Origin of the sequence: Streptomyces sp. NPDC006458 (assembly GCF_040612135.1) — a bacterium.
Taxonomy (GTDB): domain Bacteria; phylum Actinomycetota; class Actinomycetes; order Streptomycetales; family Streptomycetaceae; genus Streptomyces.
In genome coordinates this window covers 187,168-212,889 of sequence record NZ_JBEXPR010000004.1, presented here as the reverse complement: position 1 = coordinate 212,889, position 25,722 = coordinate 187,168, and the positions used below count along the sequence as shown (strand labels likewise).

Below are 25,722 nucleotides of genomic sequence, written 5' to 3'. Positions count from 1 at the left end.
CAGATGCACCGGGCGGGCCGCCGCGCCGGGCCATGTCCGGCGGCTACCACCGGCGGGCGGTGTGGGGCGCGGGCCCGGGCGGGGCCAGGCGGTCGGTCCAGGACTTCACCTCGGCGCTCGCGCGGCCGCTCGTGGCCTCGGCCGCCCAGCCCCGCCCTCGCGGCTCCCTCCCGCGGGAGACTCGGGGACCGGGCGCGCGCGATCACGGTGGTGCGGTGTCCGTCCCGCCGGGCGTGTCGTGCTGCGCCGCGCGCAACGCGCGCATGCCCCGTCCCAGGGCCTCCCGCCCGGCGGGCTCCATGGCCGCGAGTATCTCCGCGAGTGAGTGCGACCTGCGCGAGGCCACCTCATCGAGTACCTGCCGTCCTCGTCCGGTGAGGTTCAGCCGTACCTCTCGGCGTTTGTGCGGATGCAGATCGCGCTCCAGCAGGCCTGCCGCCTCCAGGCGGTCACACAGCCGACTGGCGGTCGGCAGCCCTATGTCCATGCTCTCGGCCAGCGCGGTGAGATTGAGCCCGGGTGCCGCCTCAAGGATCCGCAGAGCCCGCAGCTGGTGCGGTGAGAGCCGCAGACTCCCCTCCTGGAGCGCCAGCGACCAGAGGTCCGCGAGGCCGTCCACGGCATCGGCGATCTCCAACGCGAGGGACAACGGATCTGCGCCCGGTCCGCCTGCCTGCCCGTCTCCGGAACCGCTGAGGCGCGTCACGAACTCTTCACTTCCGGCATTCGCTCGCCCATACGGGATATGACGCCCATTGAAACGCGGTACCCGAAGAGTTGCGGCCCAAGCGCGCCGGATCGGCCGTCCCTGAAATCCGGGCCGACCCGGCGCGGCGGTGCCGCGCGGCGTCGTCTTCGGGGATGCGTGGACGACAGCGACACACGCTGCCAGTAGGCTTCGTTCGTTGCCTTACGGCAATGAACGGGCTCCGAGGAGCTCGGCCCAGACCATCGAGCGGAAGCAGGGGCGAATGCTCCCAGCACAGCAGGGGATTGTCGGGGTGCGGGTCGGTCCGGGTTCCGCCGTCGCGGAGGGCGCCGCACGGGCCTGGCATGAGCCCTCGGTTCTCCTGATCGAAGACGACGAGGCGGACGCTCTCCTGGTGGAGGAGCTGGTCGCCGACTGTTCTCCGGGTATGCGGCTGACCTGGGTGCGCTCACTGGCCGGCGCGCGTCAGACGCTGGCGACGGCGTCGTTCGACTGCGTACTGCTGGACCTGCACCTGCCCGACTCCCACGGACTGGAGGGCGTGGCCCGGGTCCGGCAGCACGCCGATGTCGCCGTAGTGGTGCTCACGGGGCTGGCCGAGGAGAGCACCGGCCTGGCCGCGGTCGCCGCGGGCGCGCAGGACTACCTGGTCAAGGGCCGGGTCGACGCCGAACTGTTCGGCCGTGCGGTGAGATACGCCGTCCAGCGCAAGCTCGCGGAACAGGCGGCCGCGGCACTGCAGGCCGGTCAACTGCGGGCGGAGGAGAACAGACGACTGGAGCGCGGCCTGCTCCCCACCCCGCTACTGCGCGACACCGCCGGCCTCGAAGTGGTCGCCCGCTATCGTCCGGGCCGCGAACAGGCGCTGATCGGCGGGGACTTCTACGACGTCGTGCAGACGCCGGACGGCAGCGTGCACGTACTGATCGGGGACGTCTCGGGTCACGGTCCCGACGAGGCGGCGCTCGGCGTGGGTCTGCGCATCGCCTGGCGCACGCTCGTGGTCAGCGGTGCCACCGGTGCCCGGCAGCTGGGGACGCTGGAGGAGATCCTGATCGCCGAGCGAACCGGTGAGCAGATCTTCGCCACGCTCACCAGCGTGGAACTGCTGCCTGACGGCTGCACGGCGCAGGTGATGCGCGCCGGTCATCCGGGGATGCTGCTGCGGACCGGCGGCGGTGTGCGCTGGGTCGAGGTCGCCGGGGGGCCTGCGCTCGGCGTGCTCCCCGGCGGCGTGGCCACCTGGCCGGTGCAGCGGCTCGCCCTGCCGGATGACGGCGCTCTCGTGTTGTTCACCGACGGCCTGTTCGAGGGCCGGACCGGCCCGGGAGGCCAACGGCTGGGCGAGCGGGGTTTGTTGGAGCTGGCACATGCGGCGGCGCGACGGCCGGCCGAGGCGTTCGTGGACGAGCTGATCGGTCGTGCCGAGACACTGGCCGAGGACTACGGCGGACTCGTCGACGACGTGGCCGTACTGCACGTACGCCGGCACCGGCTGTCCACGGGGAGCGAGGAAGCGTGACCGAGACCATGCCCGCCGCGACCCGTTCCCCGGGCCGGCTCAGCCGGATCACCGTGCAGGGGTGGTTCCACATAGCCCTGGCGGCGATGATCGCGCTGGTCGTGACCGGATCGTTCATCGGCGCCGAACTGCTGTCACGGACCGCGCGCGTCTCCGACCAGCTGATCGACGACATCCAGCCGGCCCGTGCCGAGGCGCTGCGATTGCAGAACGCCCTGCTGAACCAGGAGACGGGAGCGCGTGGCTACGTCCTGGCCGCCGACACCCGGTTCCTCGTGCCGTACACCGAAGGGCAGAAGGCCGAGCGTGACTCCGCCGCCCGGTTGCGGGAACTCATCGGCGACCGGGCGACCCTGCGCCAGGACCTGGACGACATCGAGCGCGCGGCGGCCGCGTGGCGCCGCGAGTACGCCGACCCCCTCGTCTCCGGGGTCTCCCTGAGCGCTCCGCGCCCGGCCGACCAGACCGCCACCGCGCGCGGCAAGGCCGCCTTCGACCACCTCCGCACGCTGTTCACCACGCAGAACAGCCATCTGAACCAGGCCAAGGAGCAGGGGCGCGCTGAGCTGGAGCACACGCGCACCGTACGGAACTGGGTGCTGGGCGGCATGATCGCCGGGTTCCTGCTCACCGGCGTCACGCTGGCCCTGTTGGTCCACGCCCTGGTCGCCCGGCCGCTGGGAGGCCTGCGGGCCGCGTCCCGCAGCGTGGCCCAGGGCGACTTCCAGCACCGCATCCCGGCGGAGGGGCCCGCGGACATCCGGGCCATGGCCGGCGATGTGGAAGCCATGCGCCGACGTCTGGTGGCAGAGCTCGACGCCTCGCGCGTCCAGCACGAGCACCTCACACGACAGGCCGCCGACCTGGACGCGCAGGCGGTGGAACTGCGCAGGTCCAACACCGAGTTGGAACAGTTCGCCTACGTCGCCTCGCACGACCTGCAGGAGCCGTTGCGCAAGGTCGCCTCCTTCTGCCAGCTGCTGGAGAAGCGGTACGGCGACACGCTGGACGAACGCGGCACGCAGTACATCGCGTTCGCCGTGGACGGCGCCAAGCGCATGCAGATCCTCATCAACGACCTCCTCACCTTCTCCAGGGTCGGACGCGTCAACGACGCACACCAGCCCGTCGCCCTGGAGCAGACCCTGGACAAGGCGATGGCCAACCTCGCCGCCGCTGCCGAGGAGTCGGGGGCGATGGTCGATCGCGCCGACGCCCTGCCCGAGATCACCGGCGACCCCATGCTGATGGTCATGCTCTGGCAGAACCTGATCGGCAACGCCATCAAGTTCCGTCGTCCCGACCGCGCACCCCGCGTCTGCGTCACCTGCGAGCCCGATACCGACGCCGACGAGGCCACCAGGGCCTGGAAGGTGAGCGTGACGGACAACGGGATCGGTATCCCCGAGGAGTTCGCCGAGAAGGTCTTCGTCATCTTCCAGCGCCTGCACGGGCGCGACGCCTACACGGGTACGGGCATCGGCCTGGCCCTGTGCAAGAAGATCGTGGAGTTCCACGGCGGGCGCATCTGGATCGACACGGCCTACACCGGCGGCACCCGCTTCTGCTTCACCCTGCCCTCGACCACGGCCGCCCCGGCCGGTGTCACCGCCTCGGCCGACGGGACCGCCCCCCGTCGCACCACCCCGGAAGGACAACCCGTATGACCTCGCCCGACGCACAGCCCATCGAGGTCCTCCTGGTCGAGGACGACCCGGGCGACGAACTCATGACCCGAGAGGCGTTCGAGGACAACAAGATCGGCAACACCCTGCACGTCGTCCGGGACGGGGAGGAGGCCCTCGACTTCCTCTACCGCCGGGGCGCGCACACCCAGGCCCCGACGCCGGACCTGATCCTGCTCGACCTCAACCTGCCCAAGTACGACGGGAGGCAGGTCCTCGAACGCGTCAAGTCCGACCCGGACCTCGCGCACATCCCCGTGGTCGTCCTCACGACGTCCTCCGCCGAGGAGGACATCCTGCGCAGCTACAAACTCCACGCCAACGCCTACGTCACCAAGCCCGTGGATCTGGACCAGTTCATCGCCGCGGTCCGTCAGATCGACGAGTTCTTCGTGACCGTCGTGCGCCTGCCGCGTCCGGACATGACCCCCAGGTGACCGGGCCGCTCGGCTCGGAACGGGCTGACAGCCACCGACTCGGCGTCCGGCGGCACCGCCGGGATCCGGGCGGCCGCGTGAGCCGGGCGACTTCCGGGTATGGCTCGCGGAGAGCGACCGGCTCGCAGAGATGAGCGGCTCCAGTTCGAGGGGGATCATGAGCGGCGACGGCGGCGACGCACACGACGAGGACAAGCGCAGACGCACCGAGTTGCTCTGGCGCATCGGTACCGTGGTCGTCCTGGTGGCCTGGATCATCTTCCTGATCTCCATCGCCGATGACCCCGGCCCGGTCTGCGGAACGGGCCAGGACAAGGGCCCCTGTTGAGCAACACGCCGGAGGTCGGGCGCACGCATCGCGCCTCACCGGCATGTCCGGCCGCCGTGAACGGCCCGCGGCCACGCCCGTAGCAACGCCCGTCGAGCAGACCGCGCCTGACGCCCCGACGTCAACCCCTGCGCCCGCGACCGGCGTGCGGGACCACCTGCCCCTCGCCCGGGGCCGTCGACCCCTGCGACAGCGACTCCGCCCACATCGCCGCCGCCGTCTCCTCGGGTGCGTCCCACGGCTCCCTTCACCGTACGTCGACGCGGTCCCCACCCATATGCCCACGTCAGCGAGTTGAAACGGCTGGTCCGCGTGGTGCAGCCCACCGCGCGACCGCCGCCTCGCTCAGGCCGAAGCCCGCGAAGGTCTCCGCCGCCGTCCCCGCGACCGGCGGCGCCACCGTCAGCGTCGGCACCCTCGGTGTGAAGCTGTCCCAGGTGCCCGCCGCCCCGGTCCGGGGCAGAGCGGCCGCGAAGGCCACCGGCCCCGCCGAGAAGGTGGCACTGAACGTCCACGCCCAGGCGGCCGCGAGGAAGGCGGGCGTCAACGGCGTCCTGCTCACCGTCGACCCGGCGGGCGCCACCTCCGCGAAGTCCGCCCGGGACGACGACAAGCTCCGGCTGTCCCTGGACTACTCCTCCTTCAACGACGTCTACGGCGGCAACTTCGGCCCCCGGCTGCGCCTGGTGACGCTCCCGGCATGGGCGCTGACGACCCCGCAGAAGGCGTCCTGCCGTACCCGGACCACGGTGCCGGGCGCTGACAACGACGCCGGGTCCCGGACCCTGACGGGTACGGTCTCCGCCCGCTCCCTCGCCGCGGGCGCCCCCATGCTGCTCGCGGCGGCGGCCGACAGCTCCGGCGGCGGCGGTGACTTCGGCGCCACCTCGCTTTCCCCGACCGCCACCTGGGAGGCGGGCGGCAGCACGGGTGACTTCACCTGGAACTACGGTCTGCGGGTTCCCCCGGCGACGGCCGGCCCGTCCCCGAACCTGTCCATCTCCTACAACTCCGCCTCGGTGGACGGCCGTACGGCCGGGGAGAACAACCAGACCTCCGTGGTCGGCGAGGGCTTCTCGATCACCGAGTCCTACATCGAGCGCAAGTACGGCTCGTGCAAGGACGACGGCCAGTCCGGCAAGGGCGACCAGTGCTGGAAGTACGCCAACGCCACCCTCGTCCTCAACGGCAAGGCCGTCGAGCTCGTCAACACCTGTGCCGACAAGGCGGCCTGTGACACCGCCGCCCTGTCCCAGGCGAGCGGCGGTTCGTGGAAGGTGAAGAACGAGGACGGCACCCGTGTCGAGCACCTGACCGGCGCCACCGGCAACGGCGACGACAACACCGAGTACTGGAAGGTCACCGACTCCTCCGGCACCCAGTACTTCTTCGGCTAGCACCGGATGCCCAACTGGAGCGACAACGGCACCGCCGCCGACGACCCGGTCAGCAACTCGGTGTGGACCGTCCCCGTGTTCGGTGACGACACCGGCGAGCCCTGCTACAACTCGGTCGGCTTCGGCTCCTCCTCCTGCAACCAGGCCTGGCGCTGGAACCTGGACTACGTCGTGGACACCCACGGCAACGCCTCCACGTACTGGTACACCAAGGAGACGAACTACTACTCCAAGAACGCCGACACCACGGTCAACGGCACCGGCTACACCCGCGGCGGCTACCTCGACCGCATCGACTACGGCCTGCGCAGCGACCTGATCTACGCCAAGCCCGCCGCCCAGCAGGTCCGCTTCACCTACGCCGAGCGCTGCGTCGTCTCGGGCGGCTGCTCCAGCCTCACCGCCACCACCAAGGCGAACTGGCCCGACGTGCCCTTCGACATGATCTGCGCGTCCGGCACCAAGTGCACCACGCAGATCGGCCCGTCCTTCTTCACCCGCAAGCGCCTGACCGACGTCACCACCTCGGTGTGGACGGGCACCGGCACCACGCAGCGGGACGTCGACACCTGGCACCTGGACCAGGACTTCCCCGACACCGGTGACGCCTCCTCGGCGAGCCTGTGGCTGAAGTCCATCAAGAACACCGGCAAGGCCAACACCATGGCGGCCGACATGCCGCCGGTCGTGTTCGGCGGCGTCCAGCTGTCCAACCACGTCGAGGGCAGCGGCCCGGACACCCAGCGCTACATCAAGTGGCGTGTGCGCACCATCAAGTCCGAGACCGGCTCCACCCTCACCGTCAACTACTCCGACGTGGACTGCGTCTACGGCTCCAGCATGCCGTCGGCCGTCGACAAGAACACCCGCCGCTGCTTCCCCGTCAAGTGGTCGCAGTCCGGGGCGACTCCGGTCACCGACTGGTTCCACAAGTACGTGGTCACCTCCGTCTTCCAGGACGACCCCTACGGTCACGGCGACACCGGCGAGACGTACTACGACTACCAGGGCGGCGCCGGCTGGGGCTACGCCGACGACGAGGGCCTGACCAAGACGTCCAACCGCACCTGGGGGCAGTGGCGCGGTTACGGCAAGGTCGTGCAGACCTCCGGCGACTCCGAGGGCCCGCGCTCGAAGAAGTCCACGCTCTACATGCGCGGTCTGAACGGAGAGAAGGAACTCGACGGCACCGCCCGGGTGGAGAAGGTCACCGACTCCACCGGCACCGCCGTCGACGACTCCCGCCAGTACGCCGGCTTCGTCCGCGAGACCATCGTCTACAACGGCACCGAGGAAGTCAGCGGCACCATCAACACCCCCTGGTCCCACAGGACCGGCAGCCACACCTACAGCTGGGGCACCACCGAGTCCTGGATCAGCCAGGCCGGTGAGACCGCCACCCGCACCAAGACCGCCACCGGCACCCGCACGGTCCGCACGAAGACCTCGTACGACACCACGTACGGCATGCCGCTCTCCGTCGAGGACAGCGGCGACACCGCCACGACCGGCGACGAGATCTGCACGCGTACCACGTACGCCCGCAACACCTCCGCCTGGCTGGTGGCCAAGGTCAGCCGCGTCGAGGTGTACTCCAAGTCCTGCGACAGCACTCCCGTGATACCCGACGACGTGGTCTCCGACGTCACCACGGCCTACGACGAACAGGCCGTCGGCGTGGCACCCACCAAGGGCGACGTGACCGCCAGGAGACATCCGTCTCCCCGCCGTCGCGTCTATGCATGTTCACCTTGCAGTGGGATTCCTCGGCCCGGTCCAGAGCGCGCCCGATGGAGCGTGTACCTGTCGGCGACGGCTACGTCTCGCTGTTCGACCTGGTAGGTGTTACGCGCAGATCGAGGCGTCATTCACCACGTTGGTGGTGACGTCGTTGAAGGTGTTTCCGGTGCTGGCTGCGAGGCATGCTCGGTGGCTGAAGATGCCGTACTGCATGCCGGTGAATGTGTTGTCGGTGACGCGGGCGCTGACGGGGTGGTCGAGTTTGACTGCGATCTTGTCGGTGTTGCCGATGTCGTGGATGTCGTTGCCGGAGATGACCAGGCCGGTCACGGCGTCGAGGGGCTCACCGTCGGTGCCGATGGCGAGGATTCCGCAAGTGAGCCGTGTTCCGCTGATGTCGTTGTTGCGGATCCTGATGTCTTCGGCGGCGGCATTGCCCGCGTAGATGATGCCGGGGAGGGTGCCGGTGCCGGTGGTGGAGCCCGCACGGATGGTGTTGTCGTGAATGTCGATGTGTGTCAGGTGCTCATCGGCTGAGTTCGGCTCGATGTCGATCGGGCCGGGCATGCCGGAGCGTGAGCAGTGGGTGAAGGTGTTCCGGAAGACCTCGACCGTGTTCCCCGTGACGATGGAGACGCCGTTGCGGTTGTCGTGTCCGGCCGTGAAGGAGTTGCCGGGTCCGATCTTGGTGTTGCTCGACGTTCCCACGTTGACGTAGACGCCGTCACCGATGATGTTGACGAACTGGCAGTTCCTGACCACGGTGTCGGCCAGGGCACCGTGGATCCGGACGCAGTGCCGGTGCTGGGACCATGTCGGCCCCTGGTTGGCGGAATTGCCGTCGAACCTGAGGCCGTCGAGCGTGACGCCCGATCCGGTCACCCTGAGGATCTCGTCGGACTGCCGGTTCGTGGTCGTGGAGTTGTCCGGAAACCTGAGCGTGGATCCATTGCCCTGGACGTGGCAATCAGCGGGGATCGTGAGCGACTTCACGGTGTAGGTCTCGGCGGAGGGGAAGACGAGATTCTTGCCGCGGGCTGCTTCGGCCGCCTCCTGAGGCGAGGAGTGGTTCACCACGAAGACCGTGTCGGCGGTGTCGGGACCGCACTCGCGTGGGGGGCAGTCCTGGGTCCGAGTGCAGGCGCCGACGAGGGGCAGCGACATCAGCGCCAGCAAGGACCGCCGGGACACCTGGCCCCGCTCAGAGAACACCTCCATCTGCGACCTCCACTCAGTAGGGATTCTCGGGGCGATGCGATCACGGAGGCGGCGGATTTCGGGTGAGGCGCAAGCGAATGCGGCAGCAACACCTCGAACAGCCCGAACAGCCCGATCAGACCGGTGTACGCCGGTGAGGACATGGCAGTAGAGTCCGGCTGAAACTTGCTGCAAGCGATTGCATTTCCGAGAGGGGCCGGCCATGCCGGGATTCGCACCGCCCGCCGCCGATGAGCGCACGGCGCTGACCGCCTATCTCGCGCACCAGCGGCGCGCGCTGCGTGTCACCGCCCACGGTCTGACCGATGAGCAGGCCCGCCTGGCGGCCTCCGCCGGCGAGCTGAGCATCGGCGGGCTGATCAAGCACGCCGCACGGTGCGAGACCTTCTGGACCGACTTCACCCTTCAGCGGCAGCGTGGGCCGCAGCGGTCGTCCGACGAGTCGGACGCCGACGAATTCCGGCTCACGCCGGACGAGAGCCTGGCCGACGTCCTGGCCGCGTATGCCGAGGCGGCCGGGCGGACGGACGCGGTGATCGCCGGCATCGCGGACCTCGGACAGGCGGTTCCGGTGCCGCGGGGCCTTCCGTGGTTTCCCGCAGAGGTCGGGGAATGGTCGGTCCGCTGGGTCCTGCTGCACCTGATCGAGGAGACGGCGCGGCACGGAGGTCACGCCGACGTCATCCGGGAGAGCATCGACGGCGCGACCCTCTACCCGTTGCTCGCCGCGGCCGAGGCGTGGCCCGACCCGTGGTTCCAGCCGTGGGAACCTCAGATGTCGGAGACGAGGAGCCGGTAACCGACGTCCATGGTGTCGAGCGTGAGCAGTTCGGCATGACGTGCCTGCCAGCGGCCGCTCGCCAGGTCGTCCGCGAGTCGGGCGAGGCCGGGCGCGATGGTGTCCTCGCCGGTCTGCGCGAGCAGGGAGGTGCCCGCGCGAACCCGAGGGTCGAGGTATGCGTACGGGCGGCGCCAGAAGGCAGCGGCGAATCCGTCCACGCAGTCGTGAGGGACGTGGACCGGTTCCGCACGCGCACCGCCGAGCAGGTCGGCCAGGTCGCCGGGCGGTGTGGCACGGGAGTCGTCGAAGGCGGCTGCCTCGGGCAGGTAGTCCCGCACGAGCCAGAACCGCTCACGGAAGACGCGCTGATCCCACGTCAGGACGACGACGCGGCGGCGGGCGACCCTGCGCAGTTCACGGATTCCGGCGGCAGGGTCGGACCAGTGATGAACGGTCAGCAAGGCCATCACGGCGTCCGCGGCGCCGTCGACCAGCGGAAGGTGTTCGGCGACCGCCTGCACCGCGGGCGCGGAGCCCGGTGGCCGCTGGGCGATCATGACCCCGCTGGGTTCGACCGCGAGGGACGTCTCGGGCGGTTCGTACGAGCCGGTGCCCGCTCCGACGTTGATCACATCCGTGACGTTCCCCAGTGCGGCGTGGATCTGTGCCGCGATCCGCGGATCGGGCTGTCGCGTGCGGGCGTACCTCGCGCCGAGCGAGTCGTAGGTGGCCACTCCCTCAGTATGCGAGGCGGGCGTCCCTCCCGGCTCACGCCGTTCGCGTGTGCCGATTCTCCCTCCGGCGCGCAACCGGGTGCCCTACGATCTGGCTCTCGCGGGGAGACACAGACGGGGGACGCTGTGAACATGTCGACGTGGAGAGCATCGCGTCTTCTGGCGATGCTGGTCGCCCTGGTCGTCGCTACGACGCTCCACAGCCCGGCCGCCGCCGAGGGCGACGAGATCCCGTGGACCTGGCGCATGCAGTCGGGGAGTTGGAGGCCATGTCTGACGATCGCCCCGGCCGGCCTCACCGCCGTCTTCTCCTGGGACCAGGGAGTCGACGGCTGTGCGCCCAAGGACTCCTTCGCCGTGCACTCGTTCCGCGTCTGGGGTGTTCGACCCAGCTACTGGACGGTCTACGAGCAGTACCCCGAGCCGGGACCCTACGAGGTGACCATGCCGGGTGAGGGGCTGTACGTCGCGGACGCCACCTACAGTGATCCTCCCAACTCCTGGCACCCGAACAGCCACTTGTGGGTCACTGTGGGCAAGGACAGCGACGGCGACTTCTTCCCCGACAGCGCCGACGTGTGCCCCTCGGTGCCCGCATCGCCGGAACAGTCGTCGGGGGACGGCTGCCCTCCGCTGCCGGACAACACCGCTCCGGTGGTGTCCGCCGGAGCCGACATCACGCTGAAGGGCCAGGCCGGGACGGCCTTGCACGGAACCGTCTCCGACGACGGCCTGCCGAAGCCCGCCCGGATCACCACGTCGTGGTCCAAGGTGTCGGGTCCGGGCACGGTGAAGTTCGCGGCGCGGAACCAGACGAGGACGACAGTGACGTTCGGAGCGGCAGGTACCTATGTGCTGCGGTTGTCGGCGAGCGACGGGGAACTGTCGGCGCGGGACGAGGTGAAGGTCAAGGTCGTCGAGCACTACCGGGTGGAGATCCGGGCCTGGATTCCGCACCCGAAGGTCGTGGACCCCGTGCATCCCAAGGCCCAGGCGCTCGTGGGCAACACCCCTGACAGCTACAGTGCTTGCGGCGCTCTCTCCGGACCGATGGTGCAGTCCTCCACCTTCCGCGGTGACGACCACCGCACGTTCTCCAGCGGCTCGGACGGTTACCGGGGGCGGTCCTGGGCGGAGTTCGACTGGGACGGGACCGGAGTCACCGGGCTGAAGACCACCACGGACCCCGTGCAGCTGTTCGGCACGACCCACCGCGACTTCGTGATCAAGCGTCCCGGCCTGCCCGACAAGAAGTGCACCGCCAAGCGCCGTGTCACCAAGACGTCCACGGTGAAGGTCATTCGCGACGGAGCGGGCGTACACCTGGATCTGGCCACCCGTAATCCGCTGGTCGACCCGTCCCCGAACATCGACTCCGACCTCGACGTCTGGTTCCCCACGCCCGGCCGCCTCCAGTTCCAGGCCCGCACCGACCTGTTCCCCAGCCACGGGGTGCGGATCTGGCGCAACGGCACCGCCTTCTACACACGTACGACTCACCAGGCCGCCTGCGTCAACGCACTCGGCGTTCAGGGCGCGGCCAACCTGCTCGACCGGCTCACCCACCAGACGAACTCCCGCACGCTCCTGCTCGACATCAACGCCACGCCGAAGTCGGTCGACGAGAGCTGCTGAAACGGGTCCGGCACGGGCGGGCCGCCCTCTTCGACCCGGAGAAAGTGGCCTCGCTCTTCAACGATGGCGACACCTCTGCCGGCAAGCCTCACGAAGCCGATCTCGTGAACGCTGTGGTCCGCGGCTGGTGAGACGCCCTCGGCGCGGATGGTGCACTGCCGGGGCCCCGCGACCAGAACCCGACGTGCACCCGGCCGCCGCCGGTCCGCGGCGGCCGGGACAGGTAGTTGCAGGGGCCCCGGAACCGATTGTCAGTGGTCGCCGCTAGCGTTCTCACATCGTCGCACTGGGGCCGGGATTCCCTCGGCTGAACCGTGCTTTCTTCTTGTGCTCTTGACGCGGAAGGCTGTGGCTCGTGGGTTGGCTGTCGGCAGGTGACGGGTATGAAGTCGCCCTGGTGGAGGGGCGGGTGGCTGCGCGCGCCACCTCGGGCCGGGCGGCGGGGCGGCAGTTGAAATCACTGCCGCGCGCCCTGAAGGACCACCCGGAGGTGGAGCGGCTGCGACGGTTCGCCGAGTGGCTGGACCGGCACGCCGCCGGATGTGTCGCGCAGGTCGACGCCTGGATGGTGTCGTCGCTGCCCGTCCCCACCGGCCTGCTGGCCCGGGTCTGGCCGGACGAGGCGTGGCAGTCCGCGCTGCGCGACCTCGCCGTGGTCGGCGACGACCCCGACGAGGTCGGCTTCCTGCGTGGCGCCACCGAGTCCGGCGAACTGCGGATCGTGAACCTGGACGGCGAGACGGTCCGGCTCTCCCCGCGCACGGTGACACTGCCGCACCCGGTGCTGCTGCCGGACCTCGACGACGTGCGGGAGTTCGCGGCGGAGCTGGGCATCGTCCAGGGCGTCGAGCAGATACACCGGGCGACCTGGCGACGGCCCGACGACCTCGACGTCAAGGCCACCGAGGTACGGGACTTCACCGGGGGCTCGTTCCGCTCCCGCTTCGCCCTCGCCGCGCGCGCGTCCTCGCTGGGCTACCGCGTGTCCGGCGGCTACGCAACCGCCCGGGTCCGGGACGGCGGGCGGACCGTCGAGGCCTCCGTGTGGATCGGGGAGCCGTACTGGGACGACGAGGTGGAGACCGGCGCCCTCACCTGGCAGGACCAGGACGGCCGCGCCCTGCCGCTGCGCGAGGTGGGCCCGGTGGCCTGGTCGGAGGGGATGCGGATGGGCGCGGCGCTGTACGCCGGGCGCGTGATCGAGGAGGGCAAGGACGCATGAGCGGGGGGACCGAGGTGTCGTACGAGGAACTGCTGACGGCGGGCGGGGTGCTGCCGCCGGACACGGAAGGGGCCGGGGAGCGGGCCGTGCCGCTGACCACGCGGACGTACCGCCATCCGGGGCTGGACGACCGGGTGGTGGTGCGGCTGGTCGCCGGGGAGCTGGGCGCGGCGGAGGACCTGGCCGCGGGCTACCTCGGACTGGAGAAGGACGCGGAACCGGCCGTCGTGGGTCTCGGTCTGCGTCAGTCGCTGGGCTTCCCGGAGTGGGTGCTGGTGCATCACCCGGAGGACGGCCACCACGCGCTGGGCGTCGTACCGGACCTGGAGCGGGCGGCCCGGCAGGCGAAGACCAAGCCGAAGGCGGCCCTGGACGCCTACCTTGAGCTGGGCGCCCGGCTCGCGGCCTCGGTGCCGCACTTCCTGCCCACCTTCTACGAGCAGGCCGGGCGGGTGTTCCTGGCGTCGGAGAATGCCACGTACGCGGCCCAGTTGTTCACCCGCGCCCGCAAGGCCGAGGCGGAACACGGGCTGGTGGTCGAGGAGGAGCGGCTGGACGCCGTCTTCCTGGAGTTCGCCCTGGCGGGTGCGCTCCCGGTGAAGGTGCTCTCGGGGTACGCGAGGGAGCTGGCCGCGCGGGTGCCGGCCGAGGAGGCGCTGCGGCGCTTCACCCGGCTCTGCCTGCGCCGCACGGCCGGCGGCCTCCCGCCGTCCGCCCAGATGGCGAACGACCTGCGCAGGCTGGCCCGCGCCGCCGGCCGGGACGCGGAACTGACGGAGCAGGAGTACCTGACCGAGCTGCTCGGTCTGCCGGCCACGCTGCGCGCGGCGGCGGGCTGGTGGAAGGGGCACCGGGCGGCGCTGGTGGCGCTGGCCGCGCGTGAGCCGCGGGTGCGGGGTGCCCTGCTGGACCTGATCCCCTCCTGCCACGACGGCGAGATGCCGGCGATGTGGCTGGACGTCCTTCAGGCGTCCGGTGCCGTGGCGGGGCTGTGGGACGCCTCGCTGCCGGAGGAGGAGCGGCCGCGGGACGGCGCGGCGGGCTGGCTGGAGCGGTTCCTGACGTTCCGGGAACGGGTGCGGTCCTGGCGCGACTCCACCCGGATGGCGGAGCTGTACCCGCTGGTGGAGCGGGCCGCGGACCGGCTGCGGGCCGAACTCCTCGCCGCCGGGCGCGGGCTGAAGGCCGAGCAGGACATCGACCTGATCGACCTGCTGCTGTCCCTGGACGTGCCGGTGGCCGCCCCGGTGCAGGGCGCGCACCTGCCGCTGGTGGCGTGGGCGCCGGGCGAGGGGCACCGCGAGCTGCGGTCGCTGGCGGCCGACCCCCGCTTCCACGACGCCTTCCTGCGCGGCGCCGAACAGTTCGGGGACAACGACCACGCGCTGCGGGCGATCCGCCTGCTGGCGGCGTCGCCGGGCGGACAGCCGCTGCTCGCCGAGTGGGTGCGCCGGGTCGTGCGGCGGTTCACCGCCGTCGGCCTGCCCCAGCTGCCGGACGCGCTGAGCCGCCTGAAGTGGCTGCCCGCCGAGGCACTGGCGCTGGCGGAGGACGAGGTCCGCGCCGCCGTCCGCACCGACCTCGCGCCGGTGCTGGCGCGCACGCTGCGGGCCGGACTCTTCGACGAACTGGGCTGGCCCGCATGGGAGGACGCGGCGGCCGCCCTCGTCCCGAAGAACGACGTCGAGGACCTGATCGTCGCCGACGCCTGGCCCCACCTCATCGTGGCGGGCGCCGCCCAGGCCCGGGTGATCGGCGCGGAGGGCACCGTCCTCACCCACGACCTGCGGATCCCGGCCAACGACAGCTGGGGCGACCCCGGCTTCCACCACGTGGACGGCGAACTGCTCGTCTACTGGCGCCACCGCGGCGACGGCCTGCGCGGCTACTGGCACCCCCGCGCCGACCGGATCCAGACCCTTGAGGGCCCCGCATCCACCCGGGGCACCGAGATGGACTGGTACCGGGGCGACCTGCCGGTCACCCTGCCCCTGCCCGGCGGCGGCCGGACCACGGGCGCCGCAGTCCTGCACGCCGGGGACACCAAGCTGCCCGAGGAGCGCAGGATCATCTCCGACGGCGTCGCCCACTGGGTGTGGCGCGCCGGCGACGACGAGGAGCACGGCTGGTTCGAGTACGACCCGGCCACCGGGGAGACCGGCCGGGCGAGCCGGCCCGCCTTTCTGGCCGACGCGCTGCGCGACGCCCCCGCAGGCAGCACGTTCGACGGCGGCCACCTGCGGCCCTCGCCGACGGTGAGCCCCGCGCCGGCCGCCGCACCGGTGGACGGACTGGTCGGTCTGCGCCGGGTGGCGCTGCCCGACGGCTCCCGGCGCACCGAGGACCTCGCCGGCCACTCCGTCACCCTGCCCCAGGACGTGGGACGGCCGACCGTGCTCGTGGTGTTCCCCGGTGACGACCGCGCCCGCGCCGTCGTACGCGGCAGCTGGCAGCTCGAACTGGTCGATCCGGACGGTGTCGTCACCTCGGTGGCCAAGACGGACCGCACCCCGGGCGTCTTCGGCGAGGGCACGCTGCTGCTGCCTCCGACGCAGTACTGGGAGTGCCTGACGCCCCGCGACCCGGAGGGCTCCGTGGCCCTGCGGCGGATCGACCGGGACACCTCGGCGGCCCTGCTGGCCGCTGCCGCGCAGGAGGACGAGAAGGCGCTGGCGCGGGCCATCCGCAACCTGCTGCCCGTCACCCACGACGCGCTCGTCGCGGGCATCGCCGGTGTGGTGCGGCACGCCGCGGGACAGCAGGCCGTCCTGGACGCGGCGGCCGCCCGGCTGACCCGGGCCCTCGACGGCGACCTGGAGGAGGAGGGCCCGGCCGGCCCGGCCGACACCGTGGTCCAGGACGCGATGAGCGGTCTCGGCGCGCGGCGCGGCTACTGGTGGAACCGCGACGACGAGGCCGACACCGTCTTCCGCACCCTGCGCGTGCTCACCCGGGCCGCCGGTCTCGGCGACACCGCCGTGCCTGCGGAACGGACCGCGCCTCTCCACCTGGACGGGCCCGGACTGCCCTCCGGACAGCCGGACCTGGAGACGCTGCTCGACCGCGTCACCGCCCTGGCGTTCCGCGCGGCGGCCGCCACCACCACCGAGGAGCATCGCGAGGTGCTGCGCACCCTGCTCGCCGGGTTCGACGCGCTCGGTCTGCTGACGGACGCGTCCGGGCGCTGGCGCAAGGTGGTGCTGCACCTGACGGCCGGCCCGCTGCGCACCCCGGCGGGCGAATGGCGTGAGGGCTCGTGGACCGGAATGCTGCCGCTCGGTGGCGGTGCCTTCGTCGCCGTCACGGGACGCGGCTCGCTGGACGACGACGGCTGCGCGTTCACCGGGTTCTTCCACGACCCGGCCGGGCGGTTCGAGACGCCGGAGCCCTACACGCTCCGGGAGTCGGCCCCGCTCGGCGAGGCCGTCGACGCGGGACGCCTCGCCGAGGTCCTCGCGGAGCTGGCCGGCCGCGGACCGGCGCCCTGGTTCCCGGCGGCCGCCGAGGAGTTCGCCCGGCTCACCGGCGTCACCGACACGATGGCCCGGCTGATCGTGGCCGGTCTGCCCCGGGTCGACGAGTACGAGCGGACGTTCCTGACCGCTCAGGCGCGCACCCTGCTCGGTGTGAAGGTCGCCCCGGCCGCCGTCGCCAAGGACGAACTGAGCGGCGTCGACGGCGCCATCCGCGCCGCGGTGGTGGCCGCGCTGGTGCCCGCCGACCCCGCCCAGCTGTGGACCGACGGCCCGGACGTGGCCGCCGCGGCCGAGGTGTGGAACAGCAGGGTGGGCAGGCGGACGGCCGTGCCCGAGGAACTGCTCAGCGACGCGCTGCGCGCCGTCAAGCACACGCGGTGGGAGGTACGGCAGGCGCTGCCGGCCCTGCTGCACCCGGCCGGTGAGCCCCGGCTCACCCAGGACCTGGAGTGGGCGGTCGACGGCGACCGGGTCCGGCCCGTCGGGGAGAACCCGGTCGGGTTCACGGCGGAGACACTGACCGGCTCGGTCGGCCTCGCCGCCTGGCTCGCCCACCGCCTGCCCGCCGGCGACCCGGTCCGGGCGGCGCTGCCGTCGGCGCTCACCGTCGTGCGCGAGCGGCTCGCCCACCCCGGGCTGGTCCTCGACCTCGGGGAGTACATCAACCTCCCCGCCTTCCGGAAGACCGCGGGCGCCCCGACCGAGACCGGCCAGGGCTACGAGCGGTACGGCGCCGTCGTCCTCGCCACCCATGACGACCAGCCGGCCCCGGGCCTGCGGGTCGACCTGCTGGACGAGGCGGGCCAGGACCCGTATCTGCCCGCGCTGCGCGTCGAGCACCAGCGGCCCTACCCGGCCGAGGTGGCGCTGCGCCTGGCCCGGTCCTCCCGGTTCGCCGCCCTTCTCGCCGACCCGGGCGAGCCCCTGGCGGGCGAGCGGGACAAGGACGGCACCTGGTGGCCGCAGGATCCGAGCCGCTCCGTGCCCGACCTGGTCACCCAGGCGGCCAAGGAGCACCGCATCGGCGAGGACGCCGCCACGCTCTACCTGATGCTGCTCGCCATGCCCGACCCCACCGACCGTATGACGGCCCGGTGGACCGGCTGGAAGCCGGCCCGGCTCAAGGCCGCGCGCGCCGAACTGGCCGCCACCGACCTGGTGGTGGAGGCCAGCCGCACCCGGGCCGGGCGCTCGCTCTTCCTGCCCGGCGGCTGGAGCGACCTCGGCGCGCCGCGCGTCCCACTGGAGCCGTGGAAGCTGCCGCTGTACGGCGATCTGATGCATGGCGAGCGGACGTCGTTCGGGGTGGTCGTACCGACCGAACCCGCGGCGGAGCTGTACCGCAGGGCCTGGCAGCGGGTCCAGGACGGCGACGCGCCCCGGTTCGAGGAACTGAAGGTGCGGCGGGGGCGGCGGCGCTGAGGAAAGGGCGGTGGGGCGCCGGCTTCGTCCGGCGCCCAGCCCGGCCCCGTGCCGCGTTTCCACCGTCCTGCCCGGCATACCTCCCCGGCGGCCCGCCGCGCACGCCCTCCGTCCGGACCGGTAGCGCGCGGCGGCCTCACCGGCCCGCTCCGCACGCCGACTTGGCGGCCGCTGTCCCCATCGCGGCCCCACCGGGGCCTGGCGCGCACCCCGGTTCCCCGCCAACGAACCACCCCCACCATCCTGAGCACGACAGACAACCGGACAGACCGAAAGCCCGACGGCCCGGCCGGCCGCCATACGGACCGACAGACCGACAGACCGGCCCGACGACGGACCGACCTACCCGACAAGGAACCTGCATGCCTTCGACCGACACGGCGACGGCCCTTCCGGCCCGGCAGACCCTGCCCGCCGAGGAGCGTCACGCCACCGAACTCGCCTTCCTCGCCGCCCACGACGAGGGGCCCCGCCCGCCCGGCTGGCGGCTCACGCCGCGGGCCGTGATCACCTTCGTGTGCGGCAGCGGCGGTGAGGCGCTGAAGCTGCCCAAGCCGCACGAGACGCTGCCCGACCGGCTGGTGATCGCCCCCAAGTTCGTCGGCGAACGCGCCCTCGTGGAACGGTGCGTGGTCACTCTCGCCGGTGAGCGCGGCCTGCTGCTCGTCGGCGAGCCCGGCACCGCCAAGTCGATGCTCTCCGAGCTGCTGTCGGCCGCCGTCAGCGGCACCAGCGCCCTCACCGTGCAGGGCACCGCCGGCACCACCGAGGACGCGATGCGCTACGGCTGGAACTACGCCCTGCTGCTCGCCCAGGGCCCGACACCGCGGGCACTGGTCGACTCGCCGGTGCTCAGCGCCATGCGCACCGGCCGGGTGGCCCGGGTCGAGGAGATCACCCGCTGCCTGCCCGAGGTGCAGGACGCCCTGGTGTCGATCCTGTCCGACCGGCGGATCAGTGTCCCCGAGCTGTCCGGCACCGACGACGCCCAGGTCGCGGCCGCCCCCGGGTTCACCGTCATCGCCACCGCCAACCTGCGCGACCGCGGTGTTTCGGAGATGTCCGCCGCCCTCAAGCGCCGGTTCAACTTCGAGACCGTGCACCCGATCGCCGACGTCGACGCCGAGACCGAGCTGGTGCGGCGACAGGCCACCGCGGCCGTCGAGCGAGCGGGCGCGGCCTTCGGCGTGGACGACGCGGTGCTCGACGTACTGGTCACCGTCTTCCGCGATCTGCGGGCCGGCCGGTCCGCGGAAGGCTGGGACGTGGAACGCCCGGGAACGGTGATGTCCACCGCGGAGGCCGTACAGGTCGCCACCTCACTCGGGGTGGCCACCGCCTACCTGCCCGGCGGCGACGCCCTCGACCTGGTGCCCGGCCACCTCCTCGGCGTGGTCCGCAAGGACGACCCGGCCGACCACGCGCGGCTGCTCGGCTACTGGGACGGCCCCGTACGCCGCCGCGCCGAGGACGGCTCCGCGACCTGGCGCCGTCTCTGGGACCTGCGGGAGAACCTCCGGTGACACTCGCTCAGGACCCGCGGGACGCCGTCGAGGCCCTCGCCGACTCCACGGCGCCGTACCTGCTCGGGGTACGGCACCACAGCCCGGCGCTCGCCGCCGCGGTGCCCGCCCTGCTCGACGCCGCCGGCGCCGAGGTCGTGTGCGTGGAGCTGCCCGCCGACTTCCAGCCGTGGCTCACCCACCTGGCCGCCCCGGGCACCATGGCTCCGGTTGCGCTGGCCGGGGCCGGCGAGGGCGGGCGGCTCGGCTTCTACCCGTTCGCCGACTTCTCACCCGAACTCGCCGCGGTCCGCTGGGCCCGCGAGCGGGGAGTGGAGGTCGTGTGCTGCGATCTGCCGATGGCGGATCCGGCCTGGAACGGAGGCGACCGCACCACCCCCGCCGAGGACACCCGGAACGCGCTCGCCGACGCACCGCCCGCGCTCTCGCCCACCGCCTTCGCCGACGCGCTCACCGCCGCCGGCACCGGGCGGGACGGTGACGACCTGTGGGACCGCTGTGTGGAGGTACTCGCCCCCGGCTGCCCGCCCGAGGCGATCCGGCGGGCCGCGCTCGGCGTGGGGTGGGCACTGCGCCAAGACGCCGAGTCGGCGGGCGCGGTGCCGTCCATGGACCTGGCCCGCGAGACACACATGCGTGCGACGATCGCCGAAGCCTCGGCGGGTGGACGCCGGGTCGCGGCCGTCGTCGGCGCGTTCCACGCACCGGCCCTGACGGCCGCGGCGTACGGGACGGCCGGGACTGACGAGCCGGACGATCCTGAGGCGCAGCGCGCGGTGCGGGGCACGGGAGCGGCCGACGGGTCGCCGGCAGCGGTCGGTGCGCCCTCGGCCGGCACGCCCCTTACCAGGGAGCGGCCGCCGGTGGTCACCTCGCTGGTCCCGTACTCCTTCGACCTGCTCGACTCCCGCTCCGGCTACCCCGCGGGCATCCGTGACCCGCGCTGGCAGCAGGCGGTGTTCACGGCCGCCGGTGATCCCGAGCTGCTGCACGCCGCCGCCGCGCGGGCGATCACCGACGTGTGCCGGGAGCTGCGAGCGGCCGGGCACACGGCGGGCACCGGCGAGGCCGCCGAGACCCTGCGGATGGCCGGCGACCTGGCCGGCGTGCGGGGTCTCGCCGCCCCCGGGCGGGGCGAGGTGCTGGAGGCGCTGACGACCGTGATGGGCCAGGGCGAGCCCCTCGGCCGCGGCCGGGCCCTGGCGCGGGCGCTCGAAGTGGTCCTGGTCGGCACCGACCGGGGCCGGATCGCGCCGGGCACCCCGAGGTCCGGACTCGGCCCGTCCGTGGAGGCGGAGCTGGCCGCGCTGCGGCTGCCGGGCCCGGACGACCCCGCCGCCCGCGAGCTGCGGCTCGACCCGTTCCGTTCCGCCCTGGACGGCCGCCGCGAGATCCTTCTCCAACGGCTCGCCGTGTGCGGCGCGGGCTACGGCGAGGCCCAGGAGGTGGCAGGCACGGGCGACGGCACGGCCCTCACCACCCGGTGGCGGCTGGCGTGGACCCCGGCGGTCCCCGTGCGGCTCGACCTGGCCGGGACCCGGGGCGTGACCGCGGCCCTGGCCGCCGAGGGAACCCTGCGGGAGACCTTCCGACGGGACTCGGCCGAGAGCGGGCCCACCTGCGCGCTCGTCCTGACCGGGCTGCGCGCGGCGGCCCGCTGCGACCTGCCCGCACTGGTCGCGGAGCGGCTGGCCGACGCCGCCGCCGTACTCCCCGCCGCCGCCACGCTTCCCGAACTCCTGGAGGCGCTCGACCTGTTGGAGGCGCTGCGCCGCGGCCATCTGCCCGGCACCACCGCCGACGGCCGGGAGGCGGCCGCCGCGCTCGCCGCCGACCTGCTGGAGACGGCGGTCCGCGCGCTGCCCGGCCTCGCGGGCAGCGACCAGGCGGGGGACGCCGCCGCGCTGATCGCGCTGGCCTCGCGAGCCGGTGACCACCGGCTCGGACTGCGGATGGACGACGCCCTGGGCACCCTCGCGCGCACCGGCTCCCCGCTCGTCCAGGGCGCCGCGCTGGCCGCCCGGGCCCTGCTGGACCTGGACGACGCCGAAGTGCTGGGCGCGCGCACCGCCGGCTGGATCGACACGGCCACCGGCCCGGACGGGCGGCTCGCGCTGGCCCGCCGGCTTACCGGGCTGCTCAGCGGCGCCGCCCCGCTGCTCCAGTCGGCGCCGACCGCGCTCGACCCGCTGCTCAACCGCATCGACACCCTCACCGACCAGGGGTTCCTGGACCGGTTGCCCGCACTGCGCGGCGGTTTCGACACGCTGAGCCCGGCCGGCCGCGACCGTCTACTGGCCACCGTCACCGAGCGGCTCGGCGATCGCTTGGACCTGTCGCTCGGCGCCTCACCCCGGCTCCTCGCCCTGTGGACGGCGGCCGACGCGGCGGGTCTCGCGGCGGTGACCTCCCTGGGCCTGCCGACGGGGACGCAGACGCACCCGTCCGAGACCGCCGGCACCGCCGCCGCACAGGACGCGTCCCAGGTTTCCCCGGCTGGCGAGACGCCTGAGACACCGAAGGAAGCCGAGGCACCGGCCGACGGCACGGTGGACAACGCCGCGCCCGAGCCCAGGTCCCTGCCCGAGACCGAAGCCGAGGCCGAGCCCAAGTCCCTGCCCGAAGCCGAGGCCGAGCCCAAGGCCCTGTCCGAAGCCGAGCCCAAGGCCCTGCCCGAAGCAGAGGCCGAAGCCGAAGCCGAAGCCGAAGCCGAGACCGCGCCCGAATCCGTGTCGGGGGCCGCGCCCCGGGACGGCACGGCCTTCGCGCTCCACCTCTCGCCCACCGACCGCTGGCGGCTGCTGCTCGGTCGGGAGAGCGAGAAGTTGCCGTCGAACGCCCGCCGTTACGCGCATGCGCTGGACGAGCTGTACGGCACCGGACGGGGCGAGGGCGCCTCCGACCTCGGCCGGGAACGAGGCTCGGGCGGCGGTCAGGAGGCGGCCTTCCCCACCGCCCGCGAGTGGGCCGAGGAACTGGACGTACTGTTCGGCGCGGAGGTCCGCGAAGAGGTGCTGGCGCGCGCCGCCGACCAGGGCCGTACCGATGTGCTGGCCGAGCTGGATCCCGCCTCGGTGCGCCCCTCGGTCGACCTGCTGACCTCCGTGCTGTCCCTCGCCGGAGGCATGCCGGAACAGCAGCTGGCCAAGCTGCGTCCGCTGGTGCGCCGGCTGGTCGACGAATTGGCGAAGGAGCTGGCCACCCGGATGCGTCCCGCGCTGACCGGCCTGGCCACCCCGCGTCCGACCCGCCGCCCCGGAGGCAGGCTCGACCTGCCGCGCACCTTGCGCGCCAATCTCGCGACCACACGCCGCACCGCCGACGGCCGGACCCTGGTGGTGCCGGAGAAGCCGGTGTTCAGCACCCGTTCCCGCAAGGAGTCGGACTGGCGGTTGATCCTCGTGGTCGACGTGTCCGGGTCGATGGAGGCGTCGGTCGTCTGGTCGGCGCTGACCGCGGCCGTGCTGGGCGGAGTGCCGACCCTGTCCACGCACTTCCTGGCGTTCTCGACCGACGTGATCGATCTGACCGACCGGGTGGCCGATCCGCTGTCGCTGCTGCTGGAGGTGCGGGTCGGCGGGGGCACGCACATCGCCGCGGGGCTGGCGCACGCCCGCTCCCTGGTGACGGTGCCCAGCCGGACCCTCGTGGTGGTGGTGAGCGACTTCGAGGAGGGCTATGCGCTGGGCGGGCTCCTCGGCGAGGTGCGGTCCCTGGCCTCCTCCGGAGTGCACCTGATGGGCTGTGCCGCCCTGGACGACACCGGCACCCCGCGCTACTCGGTGCCGGTCGCCCGCCAACTCGTCGCGGCCGGGATGCCCGTCGCCGCCCTCAGTCCCCTCGCCCTCGCCCGCTGGGTGGGCGACCGCCTCCGCGGAGAGACCCGATGAACGCCCAACTGCCCCCCGTGGCACCCGACGTGGTCGCCGCCGCCGTCGAGAGTCTGACCGCGCGGCTGCGCAAGAAGCTGGACGCCGCGATCGAGTCGTACGGAGCCCTGCCCGTCGCCGTCGCCGACGGTGTGCTGCGCGTCAGGTGCGGTGAGGACGCCGAGGTCGCCCTGACGCCCGGCCCCTCCGGCGCGGTCACGGACGCCGGGCAGGCGGTGTGCAGCTGTCTGCTCGCGCCCCGGTGTCTGCACCGCGCCGCGGTGCTCGGCGCCTGCCCGGTCGCCGACGCCGACGCCGACGCCGACACCGACGTGGCCGCGGTCGCAGAGCCGGAGCAGGCCTCGGCGGACATCGGGGTCGACGCCGGGACACCGGTGAGCGCCGAGGCCGGAGCGCCGGCTGAAGCCGGCATATCGGACGCGCCGGAGGAGCCCCCGGCGCCCACCGGCCCGACCCCCGCCCAGGTCGCCGCGGCGACCGCTCTGTGGACGGCCGCCGCGGCCGTTCTCGCCGCCGGGGTGCCCGCCGCGGGCGCGGTGCCCCAGGCGGAACTGCTGCGGGCCGCCCACACGGCCCGGCTGGCCGGGCTGCACCGCGCCGAGGCAGCCGCCCTGCGGGTCGTACGGGGGCTGCGTGCGGCCCGCGCCCGGCACGACGGCCACCGACTGGCCGATCTGGTGGCCAATGTGCGCGAACTGCTGCTCACCACCGGCCTGTTGGCGGCGGCGAATCCGGATCCGGCACTGATCGGCACGGCCCGCCGCGCCTACCGTCCGGGCGGCGGGCTGAGGGTGCACGGCGTGTGCCGGGAACCGGTGATCGCGGCGACCGGCTACGGCGGTGTCGTCACGCATCTCGTCTCCGAGGACGGGCGCTGGTTCTCGGTGGCCGACGTCAAACCCGGCGGCCCCGCCCGGGCCAGGGGCGCGGGCACGGCGAGCGTCACACTAGGCTCGGGCACCCTCGACCACGCCCGGCTCTCCCGCGGCGGACTGCTGATCTCCGGCGCGACGCTCTCCCCGGACGGCCGTCTCGGATCCGGCAAGGGCGTGCGGGCGACTCCGGTCGCCGGTCTGTCCTGGACGTCGGGTGCGCTCGCCACGCTGTTCGCCCGTCCACTGACCGAGGCGGTGTCGGCACGGCTCGCGGGCAGCGCGGGGACCGACCCGGAGCGGGCCGAGCAGTCGGCCGGCGAGCTGATCGGCTGCGACGTGGTCCTCGTCGGCGCAGTGGGCGACCAACTGCTCGCCCGTGAGCTGACTCCGGGCCGTCCCGACGGGGACGGCCTGCTGATCCGCCTGACTCCCGCCAACGGTCACCCCGACCTCGCCCACACGGCCAACTTCCGTCGGCTGGCGTCCCTGCCGGGGCTGCGGCTGCGGGTGATCGGCCGACTGGACCCCGACCGGGCGGCGACGCTGCGGCCGCTCGCGGTGGGTCCGGTGCCGGACACCGAGGTGACGCTCCGGCTGCCGGCGGAGTGGGAGGGGCACGCCGACCTGGGCTACGACCGTCTCCAGGGCGCGCACTTCCCGCCGCCCGACGTCCTGCCGCCCGACGTCCTGCCGCCCGACGTCCCGCCGTCCGACGTCCTGCCGCTCGCGGACGGACGCGACGGCCCTCCGCCGGATCCGCTGGCCCAGGCCCCGCTGTGGCGGCTGCGGCGGCTGGTCGAGGTCGCCGTGTCGGGAGGCCGCCGGGCCGTCGCCGAGCCCGCTCGCGACGGTGACCGGGCCGGCGGAGGGGCAGCGCTGCGGCGCGGCGGGTTCCGGGCGGCGGCCGACCTGTCGGCCGCGCTCACCGCGGAGGCCGACCGCCGCACCCGGGACGTGTTCGGCCGCACCGCCGAGGCCGACCCGGACCGCTACGCCCGGGCGTGGCTCGCCGCGGCGGTCTATCTGGCCGGCACCGAACGGGCGCTGGTGCGGGCGACGTGGGAGCACGAGGAGGCACGCGCGTAGCCCAGGCCCCTGGGACGATCGCGGTTCACGACGGGAGTGGTG

The 25,722-nt window shown here is 73.0% G+C and carries 14 protein-coding genes and 1 pseudogene; 12 read left to right on the top strand and 3 right to left on the bottom strand.

Annotated features, from left to right (window positions below):
• Nucleotides 1-202 precede the first annotated feature (202 nt).
• Nucleotides 203-706, bottom strand: a complete 504-nt coding sequence (locus ABZZ79_RS07540; protein ID WP_356687470.1) for a MarR family transcriptional regulator — start codon at nucleotides 704-706, stop codon at nucleotides 203-205.
• A gap of 265 nt (nucleotides 707-971) precedes the next feature.
• Between ABZZ79_RS07540 and ABZZ79_RS07535 the strand changes: the two genes are divergently transcribed.
• From ABZZ79_RS07535 to ABZZ79_RS07515, 5 genes and pseudogenes are all read left to right on the top strand, one after another.
• The gene (locus ABZZ79_RS07535; protein WP_356687468.1) at nucleotides 972-2,231 is read left to right on the top strand and encodes a fused response regulator/phosphatase; all 1,260 of its coding nucleotides are present in this window, start codon (nucleotides 972-974) and stop codon (nucleotides 2,229-2,231) included.
• A gap of 8 nt (nucleotides 2,232-2,239) precedes the next feature.
• A complete protein-coding gene (locus tag ABZZ79_RS07530; RefSeq protein ID WP_356687699.1) occupies nucleotides 2,240-3,898 on the top strand; it encodes a CHASE3 domain-containing protein in 1,659 nt (552 codons plus the stop codon).
• Nucleotides 3,895-4,353 carry a response regulator gene (locus ABZZ79_RS07525; RefSeq protein WP_356687466.1) on the top strand — a complete coding sequence of 153 codons (459 nt, stop codon included), beginning with the start codon at nucleotides 3,895-3,897 and terminating at the stop codon, nucleotides 4,351-4,353. Before ABZZ79_RS07530 ends, ABZZ79_RS07525 begins: the two co-directional genes overlap by 4 nt.
• Before the next feature lie 157 nt (nucleotides 4,354-4,510).
• A complete protein-coding gene (locus ABZZ79_RS07520; protein ID WP_356687464.1) occupies nucleotides 4,511-4,681 on the top strand; it encodes a hypothetical protein in 171 nt (56 codons plus the stop codon).
• A gap of 992 nt (nucleotides 4,682-5,673) precedes the next feature.
• Nucleotides 5,674-7,785, top strand: a pseudogene (locus ABZZ79_RS07515) (hypothetical protein); the annotation flags it as partial.
• A 138-nt stretch (nucleotides 7,786-7,923) separates the two neighbouring features.
• On the opposite strand, the gene ABZZ79_RS07510 reads toward ABZZ79_RS07515, so the two are convergent.
• Nucleotides 7,924-9,036, bottom strand: coding sequence for a hypothetical protein (locus tag ABZZ79_RS07510; RefSeq protein ID WP_356687462.1), 1,113 nt, complete (start codon nucleotides 9,034-9,036; stop codon nucleotides 7,924-7,926).
• A gap of 202 nt (nucleotides 9,037-9,238) precedes the next feature.
• Between ABZZ79_RS07510 and ABZZ79_RS07505 the strand changes: the two genes are divergently transcribed.
• Nucleotides 9,239-9,835: a DinB family protein gene (locus ABZZ79_RS07505; RefSeq protein ID WP_356687460.1), complete on the top strand. Its 597-nt coding sequence runs from the start codon at nucleotides 9,239-9,241 to the stop codon at nucleotides 9,833-9,835.
• On the opposite strand, the gene ABZZ79_RS07500 is transcribed toward ABZZ79_RS07505, so the two are convergent.
• On the bottom strand, nucleotides 9,808-10,551 hold the full coding sequence (locus tag ABZZ79_RS07500; protein WP_356687458.1) for a methyltransferase domain-containing protein: 744 nt from the start codon (nucleotides 10,549-10,551) through the stop codon (nucleotides 9,808-9,810). The two genes, ABZZ79_RS07505 and ABZZ79_RS07500, sit on opposite strands and share 28 nt — an antisense overlap.
• Nucleotides 10,552-10,683: 132 nt before the next feature.
• On the opposite strand from ABZZ79_RS07500, the gene ABZZ79_RS07495 reads away from it, so the two are divergent.
• The 6 genes from ABZZ79_RS07495 (at nucleotide 10,684) to ABZZ79_RS07470 (ending at nucleotide 25,680) form a co-directional block, all read left to right on the top strand.
• Nucleotides 10,684-12,186, top strand: coding sequence for a hypothetical protein (locus ABZZ79_RS07495; protein WP_356687456.1), 1,503 nt, complete (start codon nucleotides 10,684-10,686; stop codon nucleotides 12,184-12,186).
• A 355-nt stretch (nucleotides 12,187-12,541) separates the two neighbouring features.
• Complete coding sequence (locus ABZZ79_RS07490) at nucleotides 12,542-13,408, top strand: DUF4132 domain-containing protein (protein ID WP_356687454.1); 867 nt, start codon at nucleotides 12,542-12,544, stop codon at nucleotides 13,406-13,408.
• Nucleotides 13,405-18,306 carry a DNA-binding protein gene (locus tag ABZZ79_RS07485; protein WP_356687452.1) on the top strand — a complete coding sequence of 1,634 codons (4,902 nt, stop codon included), beginning with the start codon at nucleotides 13,405-13,407 and terminating at the stop codon, nucleotides 18,304-18,306. Before ABZZ79_RS07490 ends, ABZZ79_RS07485 begins: the two co-directional genes overlap by 4 nt.
• 362 nt (nucleotides 18,307-18,668) lie before the next feature.
• On the top strand, nucleotides 18,669-19,829 hold the full coding sequence (locus ABZZ79_RS07480) for an AAA family ATPase (RefSeq protein ID WP_356687450.1): 1,161 nt from the start codon (nucleotides 18,669-18,671) through the stop codon (nucleotides 19,827-19,829).
• Nucleotides 19,826-23,719 carry a DUF5682 family protein gene (locus tag ABZZ79_RS07475; RefSeq protein WP_356687448.1) on the top strand — a complete coding sequence of 1,298 codons (3,894 nt, stop codon included), beginning with the start codon at nucleotides 19,826-19,828 and terminating at the stop codon, nucleotides 23,717-23,719. The genes ABZZ79_RS07480 and ABZZ79_RS07475 overlap by 4 nt, the downstream gene beginning before the upstream one ends.
• Entirely contained in the window at nucleotides 23,716-25,680 is a 1,965-nt protein-coding gene (locus ABZZ79_RS07470) for a hypothetical protein (protein WP_356687446.1), read from the top strand. The genes ABZZ79_RS07475 and ABZZ79_RS07470 overlap by 4 nt, the downstream gene beginning before the upstream one ends.
• Nucleotides 25,681-25,722 lie beyond the last annotated feature (42 nt).

Excerpts from the sequence above, each read along its gene's own strand:
- ABZZ79_RS07505 (WP_356687460.1), top strand. The coding sequence starts at position 9,239 with ATGCCGGGATTCGCACCGCCCGCCGCCGATGAGCGCACGGCGCTGACC.
- ABZZ79_RS07485 (WP_356687452.1), top strand. The coding sequence starts at position 13,405 with ATGAGCGGGGGGACCGAGGTGTCGTACGAGGAACTGCTGACGGCGGGC.
- ABZZ79_RS07520 (WP_356687464.1), top strand. The coding sequence starts at position 4,511 with ATGAGCGGCGACGGCGGCGACGCACACGACGAGGACAAGCGCAGACGC.
- ABZZ79_RS07535 (WP_356687468.1), top strand. The coding sequence starts at position 972 with ATGCTCCCAGCACAGCAGGGGATTGTCGGGGTGCGGGTCGGTCCGGGT.
- ABZZ79_RS07470 (WP_356687446.1), top strand. The coding sequence starts at position 23,716 with ATGAACGCCCAACTGCCCCCCGTGGCACCCGACGTGGTCGCCGCCGCC.
- ABZZ79_RS07495 (WP_356687456.1), top strand. The coding sequence starts at position 10,684 with ATGTCGACGTGGAGAGCATCGCGTCTTCTGGCGATGCTGGTCGCCCTG.
- ABZZ79_RS07525 (WP_356687466.1), top strand. The coding sequence starts at position 3,895 with ATGACCTCGCCCGACGCACAGCCCATCGAGGTCCTCCTGGTCGAGGAC.
- ABZZ79_RS07530 (WP_356687699.1), top strand. The coding sequence starts at position 2,240 with ATGCCCGCCGCGACCCGTTCCCCGGGCCGGCTCAGCCGGATCACCGTG.
- ABZZ79_RS07510 (WP_356687462.1), bottom strand. The coding sequence starts at position 9,036 with ATGGAGGTGTTCTCTGAGCGGGGCCAGGTGTCCCGGCGGTCCTTGCTG.
- ABZZ79_RS07480 (WP_356687450.1), top strand. The coding sequence starts at position 18,669 with ATGCCTTCGACCGACACGGCGACGGCCCTTCCGGCCCGGCAGACCCTG.